Raw genomic sequence first — 23,894 nt, 5'->3', positions numbered from 1 at the left:
ATGTACAGTCTTGATATTAATTTTCTTAACGATCGTCCCGACTATAAACCCGCAGAGCGAAAAACACCGGCCTCAGCAGGAGGACGGACGAGCGCTGTCGATCGCACCCCCATTCTGATCGGTACGGCGGTGGCTTTGGCCGCCAACGCTTTGGTTGGGGGAGTGTGGTTGGTCTTTAATCAGCGCAATGCTCAGTTACAAACCGAGTTAACCGCCTTACAGGCCCAACTCGGTGAAAAAAATGACTTGGTTGCCGAACTGGAGAAAATTGAAGCTGAAGCCAAGCAAACCAACTCTGAAGCCGATGCCTTGGCCACCGTCTTTAATGAAATCAAACCCTGGTCAGCCTTGACTCAAGAACTGGCCGAATTGATGCAAATTGCCGGGGTGAAGATTAACAGCATTGAGCAAACCGAACCCGAGCCGGCCAAACCAGCAACTTCTGCCAAAGGCGAAGATGCCGCCGCCGCTCCCGCTCAAGAAACCGCCAAACTCGAAATTACCGGAAATGCTAATTCATTTACTCAACTGAATGATTTTATTTTGTTGATTAATCAATCGCCGTTCTTTGATGGCAGCACAACCAAACTGCTCTCGGCTAGCTTGGAAGATAATCCCACCGAATTGGATGTGCCGGATTCTTCCAACAGCAACAACGAATTACCCGATTTGCAACCCGTCGTCGAGTACACCATTGAAACGAATTTAAGTCAGGCGAAAGCTTCCGAGTTGCTTCCCCAGTTAAAGAGTAAAGGAGCGGTTGGATTAGTCAATCGGATTCAAACCCTTCAGCAAAAAGGAGTGATTCAACCATGACAGCAGCAAACGAATTTATCGTAGTCGAAGAAGGAATTGAGGATTCAAGCCCGGTCGTTATGGGCGTTCCCCTCACGCCGAAAAATATTGGTATCGGTATTGCCGTAGCCGGAATTTTGCTGGCGGGATTTGGGGTTTTTAAGTTGGTCATGCCCACCATCGCCCAGGGGAATGAACTTAACAGTCAAATCACCTCGACTCAGACAGAAATTGAACAGCAAGAAGAACGGCTCAGTAAGAAAGCCGAAGCCGAACAAGAGTTAGCAGAAGCCCAGCAAAGACGGGCCGCGGTAACGGCTTTGTTTGCCGACGAAGCCACCCTAGAAACGTTGATGTTTGACATCGAAGAACAAGTCAATACTATTAACGCCGGGATAACAGATGATAACCAAAAAGCCAGAATTACTATGTTTCAACCGATTTTACCCGAAGATGGGCAGGGATCGGCCTCCGGTATCGAAAAGGTTGAAGACGGTTCTTTAGGGACGGCGGTTGATGGCAAGCTGAGACGGCGGCGATATGAGGTTGAGTTTGAAGGGAGTTTTGCCCAAACCCGCCAGTTTTTGATTATTCTCGAACGAATGCAACCGATGTTAGTCGTGAGAAACTTATCAACGGAGTTGGTGGAATCAAAACCCGTTTGGCAAGGAGAATATAAGCAAGGTAAATTTATCCCGGCAACCGAGCAACCTCAACGCCGTCTGACCACTTCTTTTACCCTGAGTGCGTTGATGCCATTAAGTCAAGAACAGCGAGATGCGGCAACCGCAGCAGACACTACGACAGCCAATCCCGAAAATCCTGCTCAGTAATTCTCAGGCTAGAAAAATTCAATCCGATTTAACAAGATTTAATCAGTTAACCGCGATCGCCATCGAACGCGGTTATTAATTTTTAATACCCATTCGACAGATGAAGCTTGACAGGTTACGACAAATGTTCTAATCTGTCAAGCTAGTTTAGCTTTAATTAAATTCTCTATCGAGTAAAAAAAACCTTTGACCCAGTAACTTGTGCATGGCGATCGCATACAATCAATTCACCACCCGATCAAGTCTAAACGATAAACAATTGACCATAAACGCAAGAACCTTTATATCCTAAGCAATAACCACAGTCCAGTTGAGGAGGGAACGTGAAACAAGTTCTAGGATGGGGAGCAGGAGTCTCGGTAGCTGCCGTTATTCTCAGCGTACAAGCCCCCGCCATTGCATTTACCGTGATTCGAGACATTCAACTCGTAGAAAACAACGGTGAGACGAATCTCGTTCTGGTAACAGAAGGGGGCGGACGTCCGGAAGTCTTCGTTGTCAGACGGGGCAACGATTTTGTCGCTGATGTGATCAACACGCAGCTAAATATGGGTCAGGAGATGTTCCAACAAAACAATCCCGCCCCAGGAATCGCTTCGATTGTGGTGACTCAACTCGATCCAACCAGCGTGCGGGTGATCGTCACCGGAACCAACAGTTCCCCGGATGCCCGAGTCGTTCAGGGGGCGTCGGGCGGGATTGTGATCAGTATGCTCTCGGGAGGAACAACAGCGAACGTCCCCCCCAGTTCTCCGACGCCTCAGGGTTCGTCTGCTTCTCCAAATGTCTTAGTGCCGAACCCCGAAGTCGAGATCGAGCCGAGTCCGTTAGCCCAACAACCCACTCCACCTCCACAAGAGCCAATTATCCCGGATGCGGGGATTAGAAGTACCGATCCCCAACTGACTCCCAATATACCTCGCACTGTCGATCCGACCCCTCCCTTCCTGCCTCGGGCTGTGGCGCCGCCCGTCGGAGATATTGCCGTTTCTAACGTCAATCCCGCCCTGCAAACCGTTAACTTAAACACAACAGAAGTCATTCCCCGTTTGGTGTTGCGGGATGCTTTAGTGCGAGATGTTCTTTCATTGTTGGCTCGCACCGCCGGACTTAACGTTGCTTTTGCCCCGAGTGTCGGAGAAACCACCGGGCGGGGAGGCAACCAGGTCAATGTCGAAGAACTGACCATTTCCCTCGATATTGAAAATGAATCGGTTCAAGACGTTTTTAACTACGTTTTGCGCCTCAGCGGACTGGAAGCCAACCGTCAAGGCAATACCATTTTTGTCGGCCGCGAATTGCCCAATACCGCTCGGGATGTGGTGGTTCGTTCCTACAGAATGAATCAAATTCCCGCCGGAGAAGCTGCGGCTTTCCTGGTCAGTATGGGGGCAGAACGGGCGATTACTCGGGAACAACAGGTCACCCGTACCAACTCGGTTAATATTCCCGGAACCACCCAAGCCGTCACCACAACAGATACTCAGGTGACAACGGTTGTTGAAACCTTGCGGGTGGAAACTCAGGACTCCGTGCCGCTGCTGCGAGGATTACAGGTGGTTGTCGATGACCGTCTCAACAGTCTGACCTTAGTCGGGCCGCCCAACTTGGTGGAACTGGCATCGTCTCAACTGATTCAACTCGATCTCCGCAGACGTCAAGTGGCGGTTAACGTGAAGGTGATTGATATCACCCTCAATGGAGAAGATTCGTTTAACAGCAGTTTTTCCTTTGGGATCGATCAAACCTTCTTCGTCAATGACGGGGGGGCCGCCGCTCTCAACTTTGGGTCTTATAACCCTCCCAATCGCCAGACGTCTACCCAAGGAATTAACGCTCGACCGATTATTCCCAATCTCCCGGTTGGAAACCAAGAACCTTTCTTCGATCGCGATGGAACCACAACCACCCCGTTAACCGCACCCGGAGGAGGGGTATCATTACGACCGATTTCTCCTGTGACCAGTCGTTCGGAGCGGGTCGGGATTAGTGATTTTGATCCGTTCGATCGCAATGATGATGGCACCTTTGATGCGGGTGAAGTTGAATTTGATACCTTCCCCCTGTTCCAATATCCCCGTCGTTTCCTGCAAACCCTACAGTTCCAGATTCAAAACCAAAACGCCAAGATTCTCACCGATCCGACCTTGTTGGTGCAGGAAGGGGAAAGAGCGACGGTTTCACTGGTGGAGAACATCGTTAAACGAATTGATACTGATACCATTGAAACCGATGGCGGTCAGCGAACTGAAAGACAGCCGACCTTTGAAGATGTGGGTTTGGAACTGACCATTCTGGTTGACCGGATTGATGATAACGGATTTGTGACGATGCAAGTCAATCCATCGGTAACGGCAATCACCGAACGGATTCCCTTAGCTGAACCCGATGATGGTAGCTTTGCCACAGAAACCGCCCGACGTTCCTTTGACTCAGGAAATATTCGGTTGCGGGATGGTCAGACTTTAATTGTTTCGGGGATTATTCAAGAACAAGATCGGGTGATTGCCAGTAAAATTCCCTTCTTGGGCGATTTGCCGATTGTTGGGGCTTTATTTAGAAGTTCTACTCGCGAAACCGGACGCGCCGAAGTGGTGGTATTGGTGACTCCGATGATTATGGATGAATCCGATCGCGCACCGTTTGGCTACGAATACAACGTTAGCCCCGATGCCCGAGAAATGCTACAACGCAACCGATAAACAGTGATCAGTGACCAGTGATCAGTGACCAGTTATCAGTTATCAGTTATCAGTGACCAGTTATCAGTAGCATGGTACTGGTCACTAAAAACTGACAACTCTAATAACTGGTGACAGGTGTTGCAGTGCTGACTTGGCGGAATAGTCGAGAAGCAACGGACGTTCCCGGAGGGTGACTGGTGACTGATAACCCCATCTCCGGTCCCCAAGTGCGGTATTGGGGATGTTTTTTTTGGCCCAAATCCGATCAAAATAAGAAAATAACGTGAAATCTATATAAATTTAAAGATTTGATCGATCCACATTCGGCTTAAAAACATTAGAATAAGTCATTGCAAGTGAGATACTGTCAGGCTTACAGCGATCAGAAGTTAAATTTTGATCCAAAGAGTATCCGCGATCAGAATCACTTGACAAGTTAATAGCAGATTGGCAGTCTTTGTCAAGAGTCCGGCGGGACAGAAGCAATAATTCTTTTGTCCTGCATTTCAATTGATCACTTGAAATGCCATCAATTTTTCGCCCCGATCCCTTGTGATGCGGGGTTTCCAGACAAGGAGGTTCTATGAATAAAGGTGACTTAGTTGATGCTGTTGCTGAACGAGCCAGCGTAACCAAAAAACAGGCTGATGCGGTTCTCACGGCGGCCCTCGATACCATTATGGAAGCGGTATCGCGCAACGATAAAGTAACCCTAGTGGGTTTTGGTTCCTTTGAGTCTCGCGAACGCAAAGCTCGCGAAGGCCGAAATCCCAAAACGGGAGAAAAAATGGAAATTCCCGCCACTCGGGTTCCTGCCTTCTCAGCAGGTAAACTGTTTAAAGAAAAGGTAGCTCCCCACAAAGAGGAATAATCGTGTCGGCCCAATCGCTTGCCAGACCCGGACATGGTGGAAATCTCTCCTGGGCGGCCTCTATTGCAGGCTGCTCGGTCTCGGACGTTCTTGATTTTTCCGCCAGTATCAATCCTTGGGGACCGCCCCAATCAGCCTTAGAAGCCATTCAAACTCATCTGGGCGATCTGAAAGCCTATCCCGATCCTCAATATCGGGTCTTACGAGAGGCTTTGAGTCAAATTCATTCCCCTCTAGAACCGGACTGGATTTTACCGGGGAATGGGGCGGCGGAGTTACTCACCTGGGCCGGATGGGATCTGGCTCAACACCAGGCGACCTATCTGCCCACCCCGGCTTTTGGAGACTACAGGCGATCGCTGAGTGCTTTTCAAGCTTCTGTGATTGAATGGCCTTTATCAGAACGGGAGGGACAGTGGTTATTAACAGCGCCGGGACTGGACAAGCGAGGGGGGCTACTGATCAACAATCCTCACAACCCCACAGGTCGGCTGTTTGAGCGGGATGTTCTTATTCCTTTCCTCGAACAGTTTGATCTGGTGGTGGTTGATGAAGCGTTTATGGACTTTCTCCCCCCCCAAGATCAACAAAGCCTCGTTGACCTTGTACCTGAATACAAAAATCTCGTGATTTTGCGATCGCTGACCAAGTTTTACAGTATCCCCGGGCTGCGTTTGGGTTACGCCATCGCTCACCCGTCGAGACTCCATCGCTGGCAACGGTGGCGCGATCCTTGGCCGGTTAATGTCTTAGCGGCGGCCGTCGGTGCGGCGGTGCTTGGCGATCGCGCTTTTCAACAGCACACTTGGGACTGGTTAATTAAAGCTCGTTCTCAACTGCTGACGGGTTTGGCCGAATTACCCGGACTGCGCCCTTATCCGGGTGCTGCTAATTTTCTGCTGGTCTATTGCTCTCAACCGGTTCCTCAACTGCAACTTTCTCTATTGCAACGTCATCGGATTTTAATTCGAGATTGTCTCAGCTTTGCCGAACTCGGTCAACACTATTTTCGAGTCGCTATCCGCACCGAAGCGGAAAATCAACGCCTACTCACCGCTTTGACGGATATCTTGTCACCAGTCTAATTTCACCTGCTTCTCCTTTTGCCCTTTTCCCCTATGATTGACTACGACGTGGTAATAATTGGTGGGAGTCCAACCGGACGCTATGCTGCGGCTTTAGCCACTCAAAACCAAGCCCGTGTTGCCCTCGTTGAACCCCAAAACCCCTCTTTTACGGACTATTGTTGGCGTTTGGCTCACAGTAACGCTTTGCGGTCTGTTAGCCAAGCGGTGCGACACATTGAGCGTGCGCCCCAGTTTGGTATCGACCCGACAGCGGACAACCCCGAGTGTGAGCCGACTTTTTCCCTCGACTGGCGACAAACTCAGCAGTGGGTTGATACTGTGGTTTCTAACCTCGAACAGCAATATTCTCCGCCGATTTTAGCTTATGCGGGGGTTGATGTGATTTTCGGACAGGGGGAGTTTGTCTGCAAGCCTCATCTGGCTTTTGTGGTTAACGAGCGAGTTTTGCGGGCGCGAACTTATTTGCTCGCCACCGGTTCTCAAGCGAAAATTCCCGACATCGAAGGATTGCTTTTAACGGGATTTTTGACAGCCGAAAGTATTAATAAACTTCCTGAAATTCCCGAACATTTGGCGATCGTTGGCGGCGACCCGAGCGGGACTGAACTGGCTCAAACGTTTGCGCGACTCGGTTCAAAGGTGACAATGATTGTGAAAAATAATCAGATTTTAGCCAAAGAAGATTCCGAAGCTGCGGCTTTAGTTCAAGCTCAATTAGAAGCAGAAGGCATTACAGTTTTAACTCAAACTGAAGTTACTCAAACCCGACAAATTCAGGGTAAAAAATGGATTCAAGCCGGAAATAAAGCCCTTGAAGTTGATGAAATTATTTTGGCAGCCGGACAACAGCCCCAACTCAATTGTTTCAATTTAGACGGGGTTGGAGTCGAGTTCAACCGTCAATATTTACGCCTGAATGAAAAACTGCAAACGAGCCATTCCCGCATCTATGCTTGTGGGAATTTATCGGGCGGATATTCCTATCCTCATCTGGCAAACTATGAAGCGGAAATTGCGATTAAAAATGCTTTATACTTGCCGATCTTTAAAGTCAATTATCAAGGGGTTCCTTGGGCAATTTTTTCTGAACCGCAGTTGGCTAGGGTTGGGTTAACGGAAACTCAAGCTCAACGTCGCTACGGTGATAAAATATTAGTTTATCGGGAGTATTTTAAAGATTTACCGAAAGCGATCGTTGAAGATGAAAAGGTCGGCTTTTGTAAGTTGATCGGACATCAAAATGGTCAAATTTTAGGGGCTTCTATTGTCGGATCGCAAGCCGGCGAGATGATTAATATCATAGCTTTGGCGATTCGTCAAGGTCTAAAAGTCAACGCGATCGCTCAACTTCCCCAAGTTTGGCCGACTTTTTCCCAAATGAGCCAACAAACGGCGATCGCTTGGTTGCAACAACGGCGTCGGTGCAATACCCTGTTAACAGATTGGATCGAAAATCTGTTTCACTGGCGGCGATCTTGGTCATCGTGAGTAGATGTTCATTTCTAACAACATTTTGATTGCATTCTCATGTTGAAAATAAAGTTCAATTTTAAACTTTTCTCGGTTTTATTCATCGGTGTTCTTTTTTTGGCAACTGGATGTCAAACCGCATCGGAAAACCCCGCCGAGAAATTGGCTGAAACCAAAGAATGTTTTGACTGTGATTTAACCGGAGAAAACTTGGAAGGGGCGGACTTATCCGGGGCGAAATTAAACGGATCTAATCTCAGCGGTGTTAACTTACAAGGGGCGAATTTAAGCGGTGCATTATTGGATAATGTAGATTTAAGTCAAGCCAATTTAAGCGGTGCAAATTTGAGTTCGGCGGCGTTAACTCAAGCCAATTTAACCGATGCCAATTTAACGGAAGCTGACCTCACCGGAGCCTTTTTAAGGGGGGCTATTTTGACCAATGCTAAACTGAATAATGCCAGTTTGAATAAAGCCGACTTAAATGCTGCTAAACTCGAAGGAGCCGAAATTAAAGGGGCCGATTTTAAAGAGGCAATTATGCCCGATGGTTCGGTTCAAAAATAGGTCTATAAGCCGTTAAATTTGTTCAATTTGTACTAGAATTAAACGGTAAACTGTCAGCCGCAGTCGCCAGAAGCTTAGGACAAAGACAGAATTTCCTGTTCGCTGTTGCCTACTATAAAAATCAATCAACCTCACACTCAAACCATGCTGAAAGCGATTTTATTTGATTTAGATGGAACTTTAGCTAATACCGACCCACTGCACTTTAAAATTTGGCAAGAAATCTTAAAAACTTACAATCAAGAAATCGACCATCCCTTCTATAAAACATACATTAGCGGTCGGCAAAATCCGGAAATTATTCAAGATTTAATTCCCCAACTTTCCGTAACCGAAGGCGAAGAACTCGCCGAATATAAAGAAGCTCGTTTTCGTGAAATCGCCTTAGAATTAGAAGCGTTAGCGGGTTTAATGGAGATGCTAACTTGGATCGAAACAGAAGGTCTAAGAAAAGCCGTTGTCACCAACGCACCCCGCGAAAACGCTCGATTTATGTTGGAAGTTTTGAACTTAACCGAACGATTTGAATTTGTGGTTTTGGGGGAAGATATGATTGCCGGAAAACCTGACCCCGCCCCCTATCAATATGCCTTAGAACAGTTGAAAATTCAACCCTCAGAAGCGATTGTTTTTGAAGATTCACCCTCGGGAATTCGTTCGGCGGTGGCGGCGGGAATTTATACGTTTGGAGTGGCTTCAACCCACGAACCGGCCGTTTTAAAAGCCATTGGTGCTTCCCAGATTATTAACGATTTTAACGACTTGCAAATGTGGGCAAAAATAAAATCGCTGTTGGGAACCGAAGAAGTGTTAGAAATGACAGATTAACAGTCACTTATTCGTAATGATGTAGGGGCGGGTTTTTCAGTCACCAGTCACCCTCCGGGTGAGGCAGTTGCTCCGATACGGAAACCGCCAAGTCAGCAAGCAGCGAACCCGTCACCAGCGCAAACTTGCGGCCCGGCGGTTTCCGTCGAGAGCAAAGTTTGCAAGAGAGTCACCAGTTTTTACAGTTTACATTTATCACTTATCACTGGTAACAGTAGAACTGTTCACTGTTTTCACTGGTCACTGGTCATTGGTCAGGTGATAACTGCACGGTACTTGTTGACTGTTGTTCGCCCCTATCAGAAAATTAATCAACCGAAGATCATATTTATATGAAAAAATCCGCCATCTTCCGACAGGATAGATAGAATGGTAGAGGGATGAGGATAGATCGGGAGCGTCTAGGGCATTTAACACTGATCAACCAGGAGGTCTACCGATGAAAGCGAATTTTAATCGCTTAACTTTGCTATTGACAAGTTTCACTCTCGTGAGCGTGAACCTCTCTGGCGCTGACGCTCAAACTCGTACAATTACTCCCGCCCAAGATGGAACCGGAACCGTTATTAACCGCCAAGGAAACCAGTTTGAAATTAACGGGGGTTCTCTAAGCGGAGACGGTCAAAATCTCTTTCATAGCTTCGAGCAGTTTAACCTTTCCGAAGGCGAAGTTGCCAATTTTTTATCTAATCCTAATATTCGCAACATTTTAGGGCGAGTGGTTGGGGGCGATGCTTCTATTATTCACGGTTTAATTCAAGTTACAGGCGGAAATTCTAACCTGTTTTTGATGAATCCGGCGGGGATTATTTTCGGTGCAAATGCGAGTTTAAATGTTCCCGCTTCTTTTACCGCAACGACGGCTAACGGAATCGGATTTGGGGCGAATAATTGGTTTAATACTAGCTCAAATTCCAATTGGTCAAACTTGGTCGGAACTCCCAACAGTTTTCGGTTTGATACTCAAAATCCAGGCTCTATTGTTAATCTCGGTTCCCTCGCCGTTAATTCGGGACAACAGCTAACGCTTGTCGCCGGAACTGTTATTAATACCGGCACTCTCGCCGCCCCGGAAGGAACGATTTCTGTACAAGCGGTTCCCGGTGAAAATTTGGTGCGAATTGCTCAAACCGGACATTTATTAAATCTGGAAGTTGCGGCGCTTCCCGCCAATTCTATCGGCGAACAAGCGACTATAACTCCTTTATCTTTACCCGAACTTTTAACCGGTGGAGGCGCGACAACCGCGACGGGAATGACCGTGAATTCCGGGGGTGAAATTGTGCTAACTTCCGGTCAAACTGTACAAGCGGGAGATGTGGCTGTTGCTCCTCAAACCAATGGAAATTATAATAACAATAACAACAATAACAATAATAATAATTTGGCGGTAACGGGGGAAACGGTTACTTTAAATGCGGCGAATAATCTGATTCTGGCCGAACGGTCTTTAGAAACCACAGGCGACTTGAATTTACTCGCCGGAAATACGGTGCAAATTCGCGATAGTTTGACCCGTCCGTTCTCGGCATTTTCGGGGGGAAATTTAACGATTATTGGTCAGCAAAATATTGATATTCTCGCTTTAGATTCGATTAATATTTTGGGGTCGGCTCCCTTTCAAGCGACCGGAAATTTAACTTTAGCCAGCGATGGAATTATTTCCGGCGATAGTCATTTTAATGCGGGTGGAAATTTTAGCATTCTCAACTCGACGGGTGCGGGTGGAACGTTTATTAGTTTGTACGACCCGATTATTTATTCCGACGGCGATGTGGTTTTTGGAAGTTATGAAGGTGCCTCGTTGAAAGTGGAAGCGACGGGGGCAATTATTGGGGGTGATATTAATATTACCACTCCCGATGTTAATCTGGCTGATTCTGCCGACCCGGAAGCGGAAATTCTCAGCAGTAGTCCGGCGTTAATTTTACGTTCGGGAGTGCGAAATTTGGGCAATTCTCCCAATATTAATTCTAATACTCCGGTTGAAGGGACGTTTTTCTTAGAACGACCGGCATCGGGTAATAATAATCTCACGGTTGGTAGCGTGACCACCGCAGGCGGGCCGATTATTCTTAACTCTACCGGTCGCATTGTTGTCGATCAAATTAACAGCCAAGGGGGAGAAGTTAATTTACAAGCGGTTGATAATATTATTGTCAGCCGGAATATTAATTCTGACGGCGGAAATATTGAGATTATTACCGATAATTTGTTGCGGGTGGGAACCTCAACTTCTGCTAATGATAATACCCCCAGTATTTCTTCACAGAATGGTTCAACAGATGGTTCAATTACGATTGAACACGGGGGCGGGGAAACGCCGTTTATTATTGGCGATTCCACCCGGAATGGTACTGCAAAAAGTATTAATAGTAGTTCGGCTCAAATTACACCTCGGTTTGAAGTTCCTCGCAGCACAGACGGGGTTTTTACCCAGGGAAATATTACCATTCGCACGACTCCTTTACCCTCAGAACAACCCCCCACTGAACCCGTTGAACCGCCGACCGTTGAACCTCCCACCGAACCCGGAATAAATCCGCCTAATAATCCTCCGACTAATATTCCTAGAGGAGAAAATCCGCCCAATAATCCCAATAATCCTAATAATCCTAATAATCCCAATAATCCGGGGAATGAAACCCCTGTAAATCCGCCCAATAATCCGGGGAATGAAACCCCTGTAAATCCGCCCAATACTCCGGGGAATGAAACCCCTGTAAATCCTCCTAATAATCCCAATAATCCCGGGAATGAATTCCCAAGAAATCCTTTTAATAATTTTAATAATCCGCCGATTGAGCCGCCCCCGGTTCAGCCTCCGGTAGTTGAGCCTCCGGTGGTTGAACCTCCTGAAAATCCGGCGCCTGTTGTTCCGAGAACCTCCGAAAGTGAGGCTTTAACTCCCGCACAACAGGAGGAGGTGACGACTGTGATAGAAGCCGAATTAGTTGACCGGAAAAATCCCTCGGTTTCATCCGTCGAAGGCGTAGAAAATCGGGGAATTCTTAGCAATAATTCGATTTTAGATATTAGTGGAATTGCAGACGAGAATAGTACAATGACGGTTCAACAAAATTCAGATGGTACTATTGCTTTAGTTCGCAGTGACCCCGGAGAGAATTTGGTTCCAATCAGTCCAACGGCAACTTCTGAGTTTAATCCTCAAGAGAGGATTGAATTGGCTCGTGCTGATGTTACTGAGAGTTTGGATGTTGAGAATGTTGAACAAGCTGTATCTGAAATTGAACAGGCTTATAGTTTGGATTATCTCAATTATTTGGGTAAGAATATCGCCACTTTTGAAACGGAGATTTCGGTGAGTGAGATTCAAAATGATCTCAGCGAAGTTGATAAAAAGTACGGAACAAAAGCCGCAGTTGTCTATGTTTTTTCTCGGCAAAATGACTTGATTTTAATCGCCATTGCACCCCAAGGAGATGTGATCGAAAAAACAATTGAAAATGTTAATCGTGATGACTTGATCGAGATGACCAATCAATTTCGATTGGAAATTACCGACGCTCGCAAACGCTATACCCAGAGTTATAAACCTCTCGCTCAACAACTTTATCAGTGGATAATTTCTCCTTTACAAGATGCTTTTGAATCTCAAAAGATCGATACTTTGTTGTTTGTCATGGATCGGGGTTTACGCAGTCTACCTCTGGCGGCTTTGCACGATGGCGAACAGTTTTTGGTTGAAAAATATAATTTTAGTTTGATTCCCAGTTTTACTTTAATGGATATTCGCGATCGCCCCCTCAACGATCCGCGAGTCTTAGCAATGGGTGCTTCTAAATTTCTCTCTCAGCCCCCCCTCCCTGCGGTTCCCATTGAAGTCCAATCTATTACCCAAGAGATTAGCGGCAATTACTTTATTAATGAAGATTTTACCATTAAAAACTTTAGGAAACAACGCACAAGTCAGCCTTACAATATTATTCACCTCGCCACTCATAGCGAATTTAGTTCCGGCGATCCGACCAATTCTTACATCCAATTTTGGGATACCCAACTCACCATTAATAACTTAAAAAGTTTTGGATGGAAATGGGAGACTCCCCCGGCTGAATTATTTGTTTTAAGCGCTTGTCGGACTGCGGTGGGCGATGAAAATGCAGAGTTGGGTTTTGCGGGATTGGCGGTACAGGCGGGGGTGCCTTCTGCTTTAGCCAGTTTGTGGTATGTTTCCGATCAGGGAACTTTAGGATTAATGGTCGAATTTTATAATCAACTCCGCAATAAATCCGCAGTTTCTCAGGCGTTTCGATCCGCTCAACTGGCGATGTTAAGAGGGGAAATTACCATTGAGTCGGGTTATTTGCTGAGTGCAACTATGGATGAGAAAATTTCCCTTCCGAGCGAACTGATGAACCAAGGAAATATTATCTTTAGTCATCCCTATTATTGGGCGGGTTTTACCGTGATTGGTAGTCCTTGGTAAGCTCTATTTTCAGAAACTTTTACCAAAAAAAATTGAAATGAGTTGGAAACTTCATCCGTCAAAATTAGGTTAAAAAACATCTCAATTTGCGGTGTTTACGCGGAGGATTTGCTAACATAGTTATAGAGCTTGATACCGGAAAAGCAAAGTCATATCGATTCGGAGTTCAGGGAATTGCATCGATAGAGAATCAAACAAATAATTAAAGAAAGTAAAAAAATGAAAGGGACTACTCTCGATACAATTAATCATCATAACCTGCAACAATCAAAGAGAACGAACTCCGAGGTCGGGGCGGGAATGTTAGTAATATTTGCGCCGGATTTGTTGGATCTTTCCACCTTGATTTCTGGGGTTAAACCCGGTGCGGAAATCTTAGTGCTTCACCCCCACCAAGACGCCATTGAACAAATTACTACCGCCCTAAAACTTGCTAAAACTTCGGTAAAAAGTCTCCATTTAATCACTCACGGTTCGGCGAATACTTTACACTTTGGAAACCGTCACTTCTGCCCGGAGAATTTAGAACAATATCAAGCTTTATTTCAACGGTGGAAGGTTCCCGAAATTCTGCTGTATGGTTGTAATCTTGCCCAACACAATACAAACTTTATCCAACGTTTACATCAACTCACAAACGCCAATATCGCCGCTTCCAGTACCCCCGTCGGCTGTTTAAAACGGGGCGGAAATTGGCAACTAGACGTTAAAATCGGCCGGATTAATTCAGATATTTTCTTGCTGGATAACGTTCAAAAAAACTATCCGGGTCTGTTAACGATTGAACGAGTTTCGATTAATTCTCAAGGGGAACAGGCCGCAGCCGATCCTCAGAATTTTGGGTCGCAAGATGGTATAATTTCAACAAACGGGCAGTTTATCGCCTTTGAATCCAATGCAAATAATTTAGTTCCTGATGATAATAACGGCGTTTCCGATGTCTTCATTCGCGATCGCCAAACCGGAATTACCACCCGAGTTTCTGTTAACAATTTCGGACAGGAAGGTAACAATCAATCCGGCGCTTTTTCCGATGCAATTTTACCCGCCCTCACCCCGGACGGACGGTTTGTGGCGTTTGAGTCCAAAGCCAATAACCTCGCCCCCGGAGACAACAACGCCGACGAATGGGATATCTTCGTGCGCGATCGCCAGACGGAGACGACGACACGGGTTTCAGTCAACAACAATGGGGTCGGCGGAAATGCGTCCTCGCGAAACCCCGTCATTACCCCCGACGGGCGGTTTGTAGCGTTTGAGTCCCGGGCGAATAACCTCGATCGAGACAACGGTCTGGGGACCTGGGATATTTTTATTCACGACCGCGACTTCGATGGGAACGGGAGTTTTGACCTGGGGACTCAGCGCACCTTCCAAATGTCCATCAATGGAATTGGTCTGGGAGGAAATAACGATTCCTTTGACCCATCAATTTCTAGCGATGGGCGGTTTGTGGTGTTTGAGTCCGACGCCGATAACCTCGTCGGTGGCGATAATAACGGGGTTCGAGATATTTTTCTCCACGATCGCGATCCCGATGGAAATGGGGTTTTCGACCAAGGAAATAGTACCATCATTCGTCTACCGGTAGGACTGGGTGGAGTTGAGGCGAATAATGCTTCTTTTGACCCTCAAATTTCCGGTAATAATCGCTTTATTGTCTTTGAATCTTTGGCGAATAATTTGGTCGAAGGAGACAATAATAACGCTTTAGATATCTTTGTTTACGATCGCCAAACCGGACTCACAAATCGGGTTTCTGTAGATGGCAACGGTTTCGGTGGAAATCGAGCCTCTTCTCAACCCAGTATATCAGATGATGGTCGATTTGTTGGGTTTAGTTCCAGCGCTTCTAATTTTGTGATCGGTGATAATAACGGCGTCGAAGATATTTTTGTTCACGATCGCGATCCCGATGGAGATGGAATTTTCGATCAGGGGAATGGAATTACCACCCGAATTTCAATTAGCGATGCGGGTGAAGAAGCAAATGCAAATTCGTTTCAAGCGGTCGTTTCGGGCGATGGGAATTTAGTTGCTTTTGAGTCTTTTGCTGACAATTTAATTCCCGGCGATACCAACGGCGTTGCTGATATTTTTATCTCGACTATCGATCCGGCACTTACCATTTTAGCGGGAGTTAATCCCGTTGAAGACGGACAAACCAACGGAACGTTTAACATCAGTTTAAATCAACCCGCTCCCCCGGAAGGATTGACGGTTAATTTTAATATTGCCGGCGATGCAACCAATAACGTTGATTACAGTTTTGCGGCGGGTAATAATATTACCAACTTGACCGCTAATAGCTTGACAATTGCACCGGGAGCGACAACAGCAACCTTAGATGTTATTCCCGTTTTTGATAATATTAGCGAAGCCAATGAAACCATAGAAGTTAGCTTACAACCGGGAACGGGTTACGCTTTAACGACTTTAAATAGTGCTAATTTAATTATCGGCGATCGCTCGTTAATTGTCACCAATACCAATGATAATGGTGTCGGTTCATTGCGACAGGTGATTAACACCGCCAACCGGGTAGAAGGAACTGATATTATTACCTTTAATATTCCCCAAACTGACCCCGGTTTTAACCCCAATACGGGAACATTTACTATTAGTCCCCTTACTCCCCTTCCTGCTGTTACCGATGCGGCGATTTTAGATGCAACTTCTCAACCGGGATATATAGATAGACCCTTAATTGAAATCGATGGGAGTAATATTGTAAACTTGGTAAGCGGGTTAACTGTTACCGCAGGAAATAGTACAATTAAAGGCTTTGTTATTAACCGTTTTGCCGAAGGAATTCGGTTAATTAATGGCGGAAATAATACGGTTCAAGGGAATTATATTGGTACCGATGTTACCGGAAATATCGATCTCGGAAATACAGTCGATGGGATTTTTCTGAGTGAGGGAACCAGCGGGAATTTAATCGGGGGAACCACGCCGCAAACTCGCAATCTCGTTTCTGGAAATGGTCGAAACGGCGTACAATTGGATACGACCTCCGATAATATTATTCAAGGAAATTACATCGGAACTAATATTTCGGGAACCGCAGATTTGGGCAATACTGGGGCGGGAATTGGGATATTTCAACAGCAAAATAATGTAGTTGGCGGAACCGTTCCGGGGGCGGGGAATTTAATTTCTGGAAACGATACCAACGGCATTGAAATTAATGGTCTGGCGGCGACAAATAACCTCATTCAAGGAAATTGGATTGGAACCGCTTCCGATGGAAATACACCTTTGGGAAATACTTTAAATGGGATTTTGGTGTTTAATGATGCCAGTAATAATACCGTTGGAGGTGAAGAAGGGGGAAATACTATCGCTTTTAATAATGAAGATGGGGTGACAATTAACTCGGGAGTTGGAAATGCTATTCTCGGCAATTCTATCTTTGATAATGGTCAGACGTTTGAAGAAATTGGGATAGATTTAAACAATGACGGAATCAGTATTAATGATTTTGGAGATGGGGATACCGGGCCGAATACTTTACAAAATTATCCCGATTTATTAACGGCGACATTAAAAGATGACAGTATTCAAATCGAAGGTATTATTGATAGTACGCCCGGTGCTAATTTTACCCTACAATTTTTTGCCAATGAAGCACTCGGCGTTAACGACCGTCAGGGACGAATTTATTTAGGAGAAATTACAGCAACCAGCAATATTCCGTTTACCGCCAACTTTGATATTGAATTGCTGGATAACCAACGTTCAATTACCGCAACTGCGACGGATGCTAATAATAATACCTCCGAATTTTCTACCCCCATTACTGCCAATATCGCCCCCGTTTTAGACTTAGATAAAGATGATAATAGCGGCAGAACGGGAAACAATTATAGTACCCGTTTTACCGAAGGACGAGAAGCCGTAGCGGTGGCGGATACCGATGTTCAAATTCTGGATGCAGATAGCCCAAATTTAGCCTCTGCAACCCTAACTTTAACCAACCCTCTCAACGGGAATGACGAAAGTTTAGCGGTTAACGGTTTACTTCCCGCAGGAATTACGGCGACTGATTATAATTTTGCAACCGGACAATTACAACTGCGAGGAAATGCGTTTCTCGCCGATTATCAAACCGCAATTTCTCAGGTTGTTTATAATAATACCACACTTGACCCCAATTTAAGCGATCGCATCATTAATATTACCGTTAACGATGGCACTTCTAACAGCAATATTGCCGAAACAACGATTAATTTAATCAAAACGGTTCAAGTCAGTATTGCGGCCAATCTTCCCCCAACTGAAGGAGGAACCACCACCTATACTATTACTCTCGATGAACCCGTTGACCAAGCTTTAATTCTTGACTTTAATCGCAATGGAAGTAGTGCAGTAAATCTAGAAGATTATACGTTAGAAGCGGGAGATGGAATTACAAACATCACCCCCAATACAATTACAATCGCACCCGGAATCACCGCAGCAACTTTAAATCTTGTTACCGTCGATGATAATATTTTCGACCCGGAAGAAACCGTTCAAATCAATCTAGTTCCCGGTACAAACTATCTGCTGACAGACAATAATTCCGCCTCGATAACCATTGCTGATAATGATAACGCAGGCGTTTTGTTCACTCCTCCCGTTTTACCTATTACAACAGAAACCGGAGAAACAACAACTTTTGAATTTGTTCTTTCTTCTCAACCTTTAGCAAACGTTAATATTAACTTAGAAAACCAAAACCCCAACGAAGGAAATCTTTCTGCGGAAATCTTAACTTTTACCCCCGCAAATTGGAATATTCCCCAAGCGGTTACTGTTACCGGAGTTGATGACAATATTGTTGACGGGGATGTTAACTATATTATTACCCCAACGGTTAATAGCCTAGATGAAAATTACAACAATTTGGAATTAGAAGATATTACCCTCACCAACCAAGATGATGATGTTTTGGGTATTGCTTTAACCCCTCCCGATGAACTGATTACAACCGAAGCAGGAGAAAGCGTTGATTTTGAATTTGTTCTTTCTTCTCAACCTTTAGCAGACGTTAATATTAACTTAGAAAATACCAACCCCGACGAAGGAAATCTTTCTGCGGAAATCTTAACTTTTACCCCCGCAAATTGGAATATTCCCCAAACCTTTACCGTTACCGGCGTTGATGACAATATTGTTGACGGGGATATTCAATATAGTATTATCACAACGGTTAACAGCGAAGATGTTAATTACAATAATTTTGAGTTGGAAGATATTACCCTCACCAACCAAAATGATGATGTTGTCGGAATTGTTGTAACCCCTCCTGCTGAATTAATTACAACAGAAGACGGAGAAAGTGTTGATTTTGATTTGGTTCTTTCTTCTCAACCGACAGCAGATGTTACGGTGAATTTTAACAGCAATAACCCCGACGAAGGAATTACTTCCCCGGAAGCGATAACCTTTACTTCCGAAAATTGGAACGTTCCCCAAACCTTTACCGTTATCGGAGTAGATGACAATATTGTTGACGAAAATGTTGAATATACTGTTACCCCAACTGTTAGTAGTTTAGATGTTAACTACAACGGGTTTCTTTTAGAAAATATTACCCTAACCAACCTCGATAACGATGAAGTTGGAATTACTTTAATTCCTCCCGTTGAACCCGTTACAACCGAAGCGGGAGATAGCGTTAATTTTGAAATTCTTCTCAATTCTCAACCGACAGCAGACGTTATTATTGAACTCGAAAACACCAACCCCAACGAGGGAAATCTTTCGGCTGAAACCTTAACCTTTACCCCGGAAAATTGGAGTAATTCTCAAATTTTCACCGTTACCGGAATTGATGACGATATTGTTGACGGGAATATTGAATACAGCATTAATACAACCGTTACCAGCAATGATTTAACTTACAATAATTTTAACTTAGCCGATATCAACCTCACCAATCTTGACAACGATGAAGGCGGAATTATTGTTACTCCAACCGATGGACTAACCACCACAGAAGCGGGAGATATTGCTACTTTTGAAATCGTCTTAACTTCCCAACCCACCGCAGAGGTTAGTCTCAACCTCAATAGCAGCAACCCCAACGAAGGAAGCCTTTCTATTTCTGAGGTTATTTTTACCCCGGAAAATTGGGATGTTCCTCAAATTGTGATTGTTACCGGCGTCGATGATAATATCGCCGATGGGAATTTATCCTATTCTATTATTACGGATACAGCGGTTAGTAATGACCCCGTTTATAACGGAATTAACCCCGCAGATGTTAGCGTCACAAACGCCGATAATGAAACGCCTGGAATTACCGTGACTCCCGTTAACGGTTTGGTGACAAACGAAGCCGAGGGAAGCGATTCTTTTGAAATTTTCCTCAATACTGAACCCATTGATGATGTTACGATTGGAATTGATAGTAGCGATACAACAGAAGGAATTGTTTCGGTTGAAGCGGTAACATTTACCCCCGAAAATTGGAATATTCCGCAGATGGTAATGGTGACGGGGGTTGATGATGATGTTGATGATGATGATATCGGTTATACTATCATTACCACGCCGGATTTATTCACCACTGACCCCAATTACAACGGCTTCAATCCCGCCAATATTAATGTTACAAATACCGATAACGATACGGCGGAAATTGTCATCACTCCCACCGCAGGATTAACCACCAGCGAAGTTGGAGGAACCGCTACTTTTGATGTGGTTCTCACCTCTCAACCCTTAGCCGAAGTTACCCTAAATCTCGCCAGCAGCAACACCGCAGAAGGAACACTTTCGACGGAAACGGTAACATTTACGCCGGAAAATTGGGAACTTCCGCAAACGGTAACAATTACGGGTGTTGATGATAATATCGCCGACGGTAACATTAATTATACTATTATTGTGGGCGAAGCCGTGAGCAATGATGCCAAATATAACGGCTTTCAACCCGATAATATCGCTGTCGTTAATACCGATAACGAAACCCCAGGAATTACGGTTCGTCCAACCAGCGGACTGGTAACAAGTGAAGCGGGAGAAACCGCAACCTTTGAAGTGGTTCTCAATACCCAACCCGTTGATAGTGTTACCCTCAATTTAAGCAGCGATAATCCCGCCGAAGGTGCGGTTTTTCTACCCAGTTTAATCTTTACTCCCGATAACTGGGATACCCCGCAAATTGTCACGGTGACGGGTGTTGATGATAATCTTGTTGACGGGGATATTGAGTACAGAATTCTCACCGAATCGGCGATTAGTAATGACCTCAATTATAACAATCTTAACCCGGAAAATGTTTCCCTAACAAACCTTGATAATGATGTTCCGATTGTTGATTTATCGGTTGATTTAACCGCAGGGGAAGAAGCCAATACCACCGCCATTACCGTTACCCTTACCGCCGATGCGAATGTGGAAGGGGAACAAACTGTAAATCTCGACGTTTCGGGAATTGGAATTACTTCAAATGATTACAGTTTATCGAGTCCTCAGATTACCATTCCCGACGGAAATAATACCGCCAGTGTGACCTTTACCATCTTAGATGATGTTGTTTTTGAAGGTCCGGAAACGGCGACGTTAACGTTATCAAATCCCTCGGAAGGAATTGTCATCGGTACGGGTAGCGCCAATCTTACAATTATTGATAATGATACACCCCCAACGGTGGAATTTTCCCAAACCAATTATCAAATTAATGAAGATGGGACCATTGTTGGCGCCGAAATTACTCTTAACCGTACCGGAGATACGTCTCAAGCGTCTACCGTCGATGTGGAATTAACCGCAGAAACGGCGACAGCGGGGGAAGATTTTGATAATAGTTTAATTTCGGTCCGGTTTGCGGCGAATCAAAAAACGGCGACGGTGAATGTTCCGATTTTTGAGGATGATTTACTCGAAGAAGATGAAACTTTTTCTTTGGCGTTGGTTAACCCCGGTTTGGGGACAGAAATCGGAACTCAAAATACTGCGACTGTCGAAATTTTTGATAATGAAGTCGCGAGAATTGATATTTCTCAAACGGAATTATCCGTCACCGAGTCGGGAATTACGGATAGCTACAATTTAGTTTTAACCACCGTTCCCACCGCACCGGTTACGGTTCGATTTGAAACCGATAATCAAATTGAACCTTTAACTGAAATTACCTTTGATGAAACCAACTGGAATGTTCCCCAAACTGTAGAAATTCAAGCGGTTGATGATGATTTGGTCGAAGATAGAACCCACAACAGTTTAATTACTCATGTTGTCACCAGCAATGACCCGAATTATAACGGGTTTATCCTCGATGATGTCAATATTGAGATTGCGGAAAATGATATTGTTGATGTTTCTATCGCCCCCCGAAATATCACCGTTTCTGAAGATGGAGAGACGGATACTTATTCTCTGGTTTTAACGCGACAACCGCAATTACCCGTAACGATTGAGTTTGAATTTAATCAAGAACAACTCAATCCGATTAATCCGATTACCTTTGATTCTATAAATTGGAATATTCCCCAAACTGTCACCGTTGAAGCAATAGATGATGTCATCCCCGAAGGCGATGAAACTATCGGAATTTCTCATAACATTATCAGCGAAGATGAAAATTACCGAGACTTACAAGTTCGGACGGTTAATGTGGAAGTCGAAGATAATGATGTCGATGCGGAAATTATTATAAATACTCGCAATCTCTCGATAACCGAAGGAGAAACAACCGCCAGTTATGAGATTGTTTTAAGTTCGCCCCCCGCAGTTCCGGTTACGATAGAGTTTAACACGGGTAATCGCATTAATTCCATCCCCGCTATTGAATTTGATGAAACCAACTGGAATATTCCTCAAACGGTTACGATTGTCGCTACAGATGACAATATTCTACAGGGAGAAACCAGCGAAATTATTAGCCACACCGTTAGAAGTGCGGATAAAAATTATGACGGTTTAGAGGTTTCCAATGTTATTGTTAATCTCGCCGATAATGATGTCGCGGAAGTCTTAATTACCCAAACTTCTAACCGCACCGAAGTTAGCGAAGATGGCTTAACAGATACCTACGAAGTTGTTTTAAATAGCCAACCGAGTGAAAATGTTATTGTAACGGTTACTCCCGATAGTCAAGTCAATTTGGGAAGCGGTGCGGAAACTGAAATTGAACTGATTTTTACTCCCGAAAATTGGAACGAACCTCAAACCGTTACCGTCGCAGCCGTCGATGATGAAGATGTCGAAGCCGATATTCATACCAGTACCATTAATCATCGGGTTTCGAGTAACGATTCTAATTATAATCGCGAGACTCCGATTAAAATAGATGGAAGAAACGCCGAAAATCTCACCGTTGATATTATCGAAAATGACGAACCTTTACCCCCCGGAGAACCGGGAATTTCGGTGGTTCAACCCGTGCGTCGAACCGATGTGATTGAAGGCTTTGGAAATGATGTTTATAAAATAGTTTTAAATAGCGAACCGACGGCGAATGTTGAGATTACCATTAACCCCAATTCTCAACTCCAAACCGACAAACGCACCCTCACCTTTACCCCGTCTAACTGGAATCTTCCCCAAACCATAACGGTGACTGCTGTTGATGATAACCTCGTTGAAAGTTTCCACCCCGGAACGATTTATCACTCGGTAAATAGCGAGGATTCCCGCTACGATGTCTTGACAGTTGATGAAATTTCTGCTACTATTAGTGACAATGATAATATCGGACAAAAAAATAACTTTTCTGAAGCAGCCGTTATCAGTTTAAGCGAGTTAGATGATACGGGTGTCGGTTCGGATTTGGATGATATTTTATTTGGAAATCGAGGAAACGATCGCCTATCGGGAGAAGGAAGTTTAGATTTAATTTACGGACAAAGCGGCGCCGATGGGTTAAGCGGAGAGGTCGGCGATGATGTTTTGTTTGGCGGACAGGGCGACGACCAAATCCGAGGAGATGCGGGAAATGATATTATTTATGGTGACAAAGATAGCGATCGCCTTTGGGGAGGTGAGGGGAACGATCAACTGTTTGGAGACTTTGGAAACGATCGCTTAGTTGGCGATCAAGGTGCGGATACGTTAACAGGCGGTTTGGGAAATGATGCGTTTGTCATCGGGTTTGGAACGGGTGGAAATACCATAGAAAATGCCGATATTATTGTTGATTTTACCGATACTCAAGATGTGATTGAGTTAATCAGTCCGTTAACCTTTGAACAGTTAAATATTACCTCAAGTTCCACCGGAACCGTGATTCAAGTTCAATCAACCGGAGAATTTTTAGCAGTGTTACCGGGTATTAATCCCAGTCTGCTTGATGAACAAGATTTTGTTTAATAT

10 protein-coding genes are annotated in these 23,894 nt (G+C 44.9%); all 10 read left to right on the top strand.

The window, feature by feature from the left end:
• The 10 genes from ACL6C3_RS24765 (at position 1) to ACL6C3_RS24720 (ending at position 23,891) form a co-directional block, all read left to right on the top strand.
• The gene (locus ACL6C3_RS24765; RefSeq protein ID WP_413162091.1) at positions 1–816 is read left to right on the top strand and encodes a PilN domain-containing protein; all 816 of its coding nucleotides are present in this window, start codon (positions 1–3) and stop codon (positions 814–816) included.
• Positions 813–1,628, top strand: a complete 816-nt coding sequence (locus ACL6C3_RS24760; RefSeq protein WP_413162088.1) for a pilus assembly protein PilO — start codon at positions 813–815, stop codon at positions 1,626–1,628. Before ACL6C3_RS24765 ends, ACL6C3_RS24760 begins: the two co-directional genes overlap by 4 nt.
• Positions 1,629–1,951: 323 nt before the next feature.
• A complete protein-coding gene (locus ACL6C3_RS24755; RefSeq protein ID WP_413162085.1) occupies positions 1,952–4,330 on the top strand; it encodes an AMIN domain-containing protein in 2,379 nt (792 codons plus the stop codon).
• A 565-nt stretch (positions 4,331–4,895) separates the two neighbouring features.
• Positions 4,896–5,183: an HU family DNA-binding protein gene (locus ACL6C3_RS24750; RefSeq protein WP_413162083.1), complete on the top strand. Its 288-nt coding sequence runs from the start codon at positions 4,896–4,898 to the stop codon at positions 5,181–5,183.
• The gene (gene cobD / locus ACL6C3_RS24745) at positions 5,183–6,268 is read left to right on the top strand and encodes a threonine-phosphate decarboxylase CobD (RefSeq protein ID WP_413168411.1); all 1,086 of its coding nucleotides are present in this window, start codon (positions 5,183–5,185) and stop codon (positions 6,266–6,268) included. Before ACL6C3_RS24750 ends, cobD begins: the two co-directional genes overlap by 1 nt.
• A 33-nt stretch (positions 6,269–6,301) precedes the next feature.
• Positions 6,302–7,759 carry a dihydrolipoyl dehydrogenase family protein gene (locus ACL6C3_RS24740; protein WP_413162081.1) on the top strand — a complete coding sequence of 486 codons (1,458 nt, stop codon included), beginning with the start codon at positions 6,302–6,304 and terminating at the stop codon, positions 7,757–7,759.
• Positions 7,760–7,858: 99 nt separating this feature from the next.
• Positions 7,859–8,308, top strand: a complete 450-nt coding sequence (locus tag ACL6C3_RS24735) for a pentapeptide repeat-containing protein (protein ID WP_413162078.1) — start codon at positions 7,859–7,861, stop codon at positions 8,306–8,308.
• A gap of 144 nt (positions 8,309–8,452) precedes the next feature.
• Positions 8,453–9,136: an HAD family hydrolase gene (locus tag ACL6C3_RS24730; protein ID WP_413162075.1), complete on the top strand. Its 684-nt coding sequence runs from the start codon at positions 8,453–8,455 to the stop codon at positions 9,134–9,136.
• A gap of 439 nt (positions 9,137–9,575) precedes the next feature.
• Positions 9,576–13,586 (top strand): CHAT domain-containing protein, encoded by a 4,011-nt coding sequence (locus ACL6C3_RS24725; protein WP_413162072.1) that lies wholly within the window; start codon positions 9,576–9,578, stop codon positions 13,584–13,586.
• A 219-nt stretch (positions 13,587–13,805) separates the two neighbouring features.
• Positions 13,806–23,891, top strand: coding sequence for a DUF4347 domain-containing protein (locus tag ACL6C3_RS24720; RefSeq protein WP_413162069.1), 10,086 nt, complete (start codon positions 13,806–13,808; stop codon positions 23,889–23,891).
• Positions 23,892–23,894 lie beyond the last annotated feature (3 nt).

Source organism: Capilliphycus salinus ALCB114379 (assembly GCF_047276495.1).
Classification (GTDB): domain Bacteria; phylum Cyanobacteriota; class Cyanobacteriia; order Cyanobacteriales; family Microcoleaceae; genus Capilliphycus; species Capilliphycus salinus.
This window is presented reverse-complemented; position numbering and strand designations above follow the sequence as displayed.

What these genes read in the sequence shown, in the direction of transcription:
- ACL6C3_RS24765 (WP_413162091.1), top strand. Translation starts at nt 1, where the DNA reads ATGTACAGTCTTGATATTAATTTTCTTAACGATCGTCCCGACTATAAA.
- ACL6C3_RS24760 (WP_413162088.1), top strand. Translation starts at nt 813, where the DNA reads ATGACAGCAGCAAACGAATTTATCGTAGTCGAAGAAGGAATTGAGGAT.
- ACL6C3_RS24750 (WP_413162083.1), top strand. Translation starts at nt 4,896, where the DNA reads ATGAATAAAGGTGACTTAGTTGATGCTGTTGCTGAACGAGCCAGCGTA.
- ACL6C3_RS24740 (WP_413162081.1), top strand. Translation starts at nt 6,302, where the DNA reads ATGATTGACTACGACGTGGTAATAATTGGTGGGAGTCCAACCGGACGC.
- ACL6C3_RS24730 (WP_413162075.1), top strand. Translation starts at nt 8,453, where the DNA reads ATGCTGAAAGCGATTTTATTTGATTTAGATGGAACTTTAGCTAATACC.
- ACL6C3_RS24725 (WP_413162072.1), top strand. Translation starts at nt 9,576, where the DNA reads ATGAAAGCGAATTTTAATCGCTTAACTTTGCTATTGACAAGTTTCACT.
- ACL6C3_RS24720 (WP_413162069.1), top strand. Translation starts at nt 13,806, where the DNA reads ATGAAAGGGACTACTCTCGATACAATTAATCATCATAACCTGCAACAA.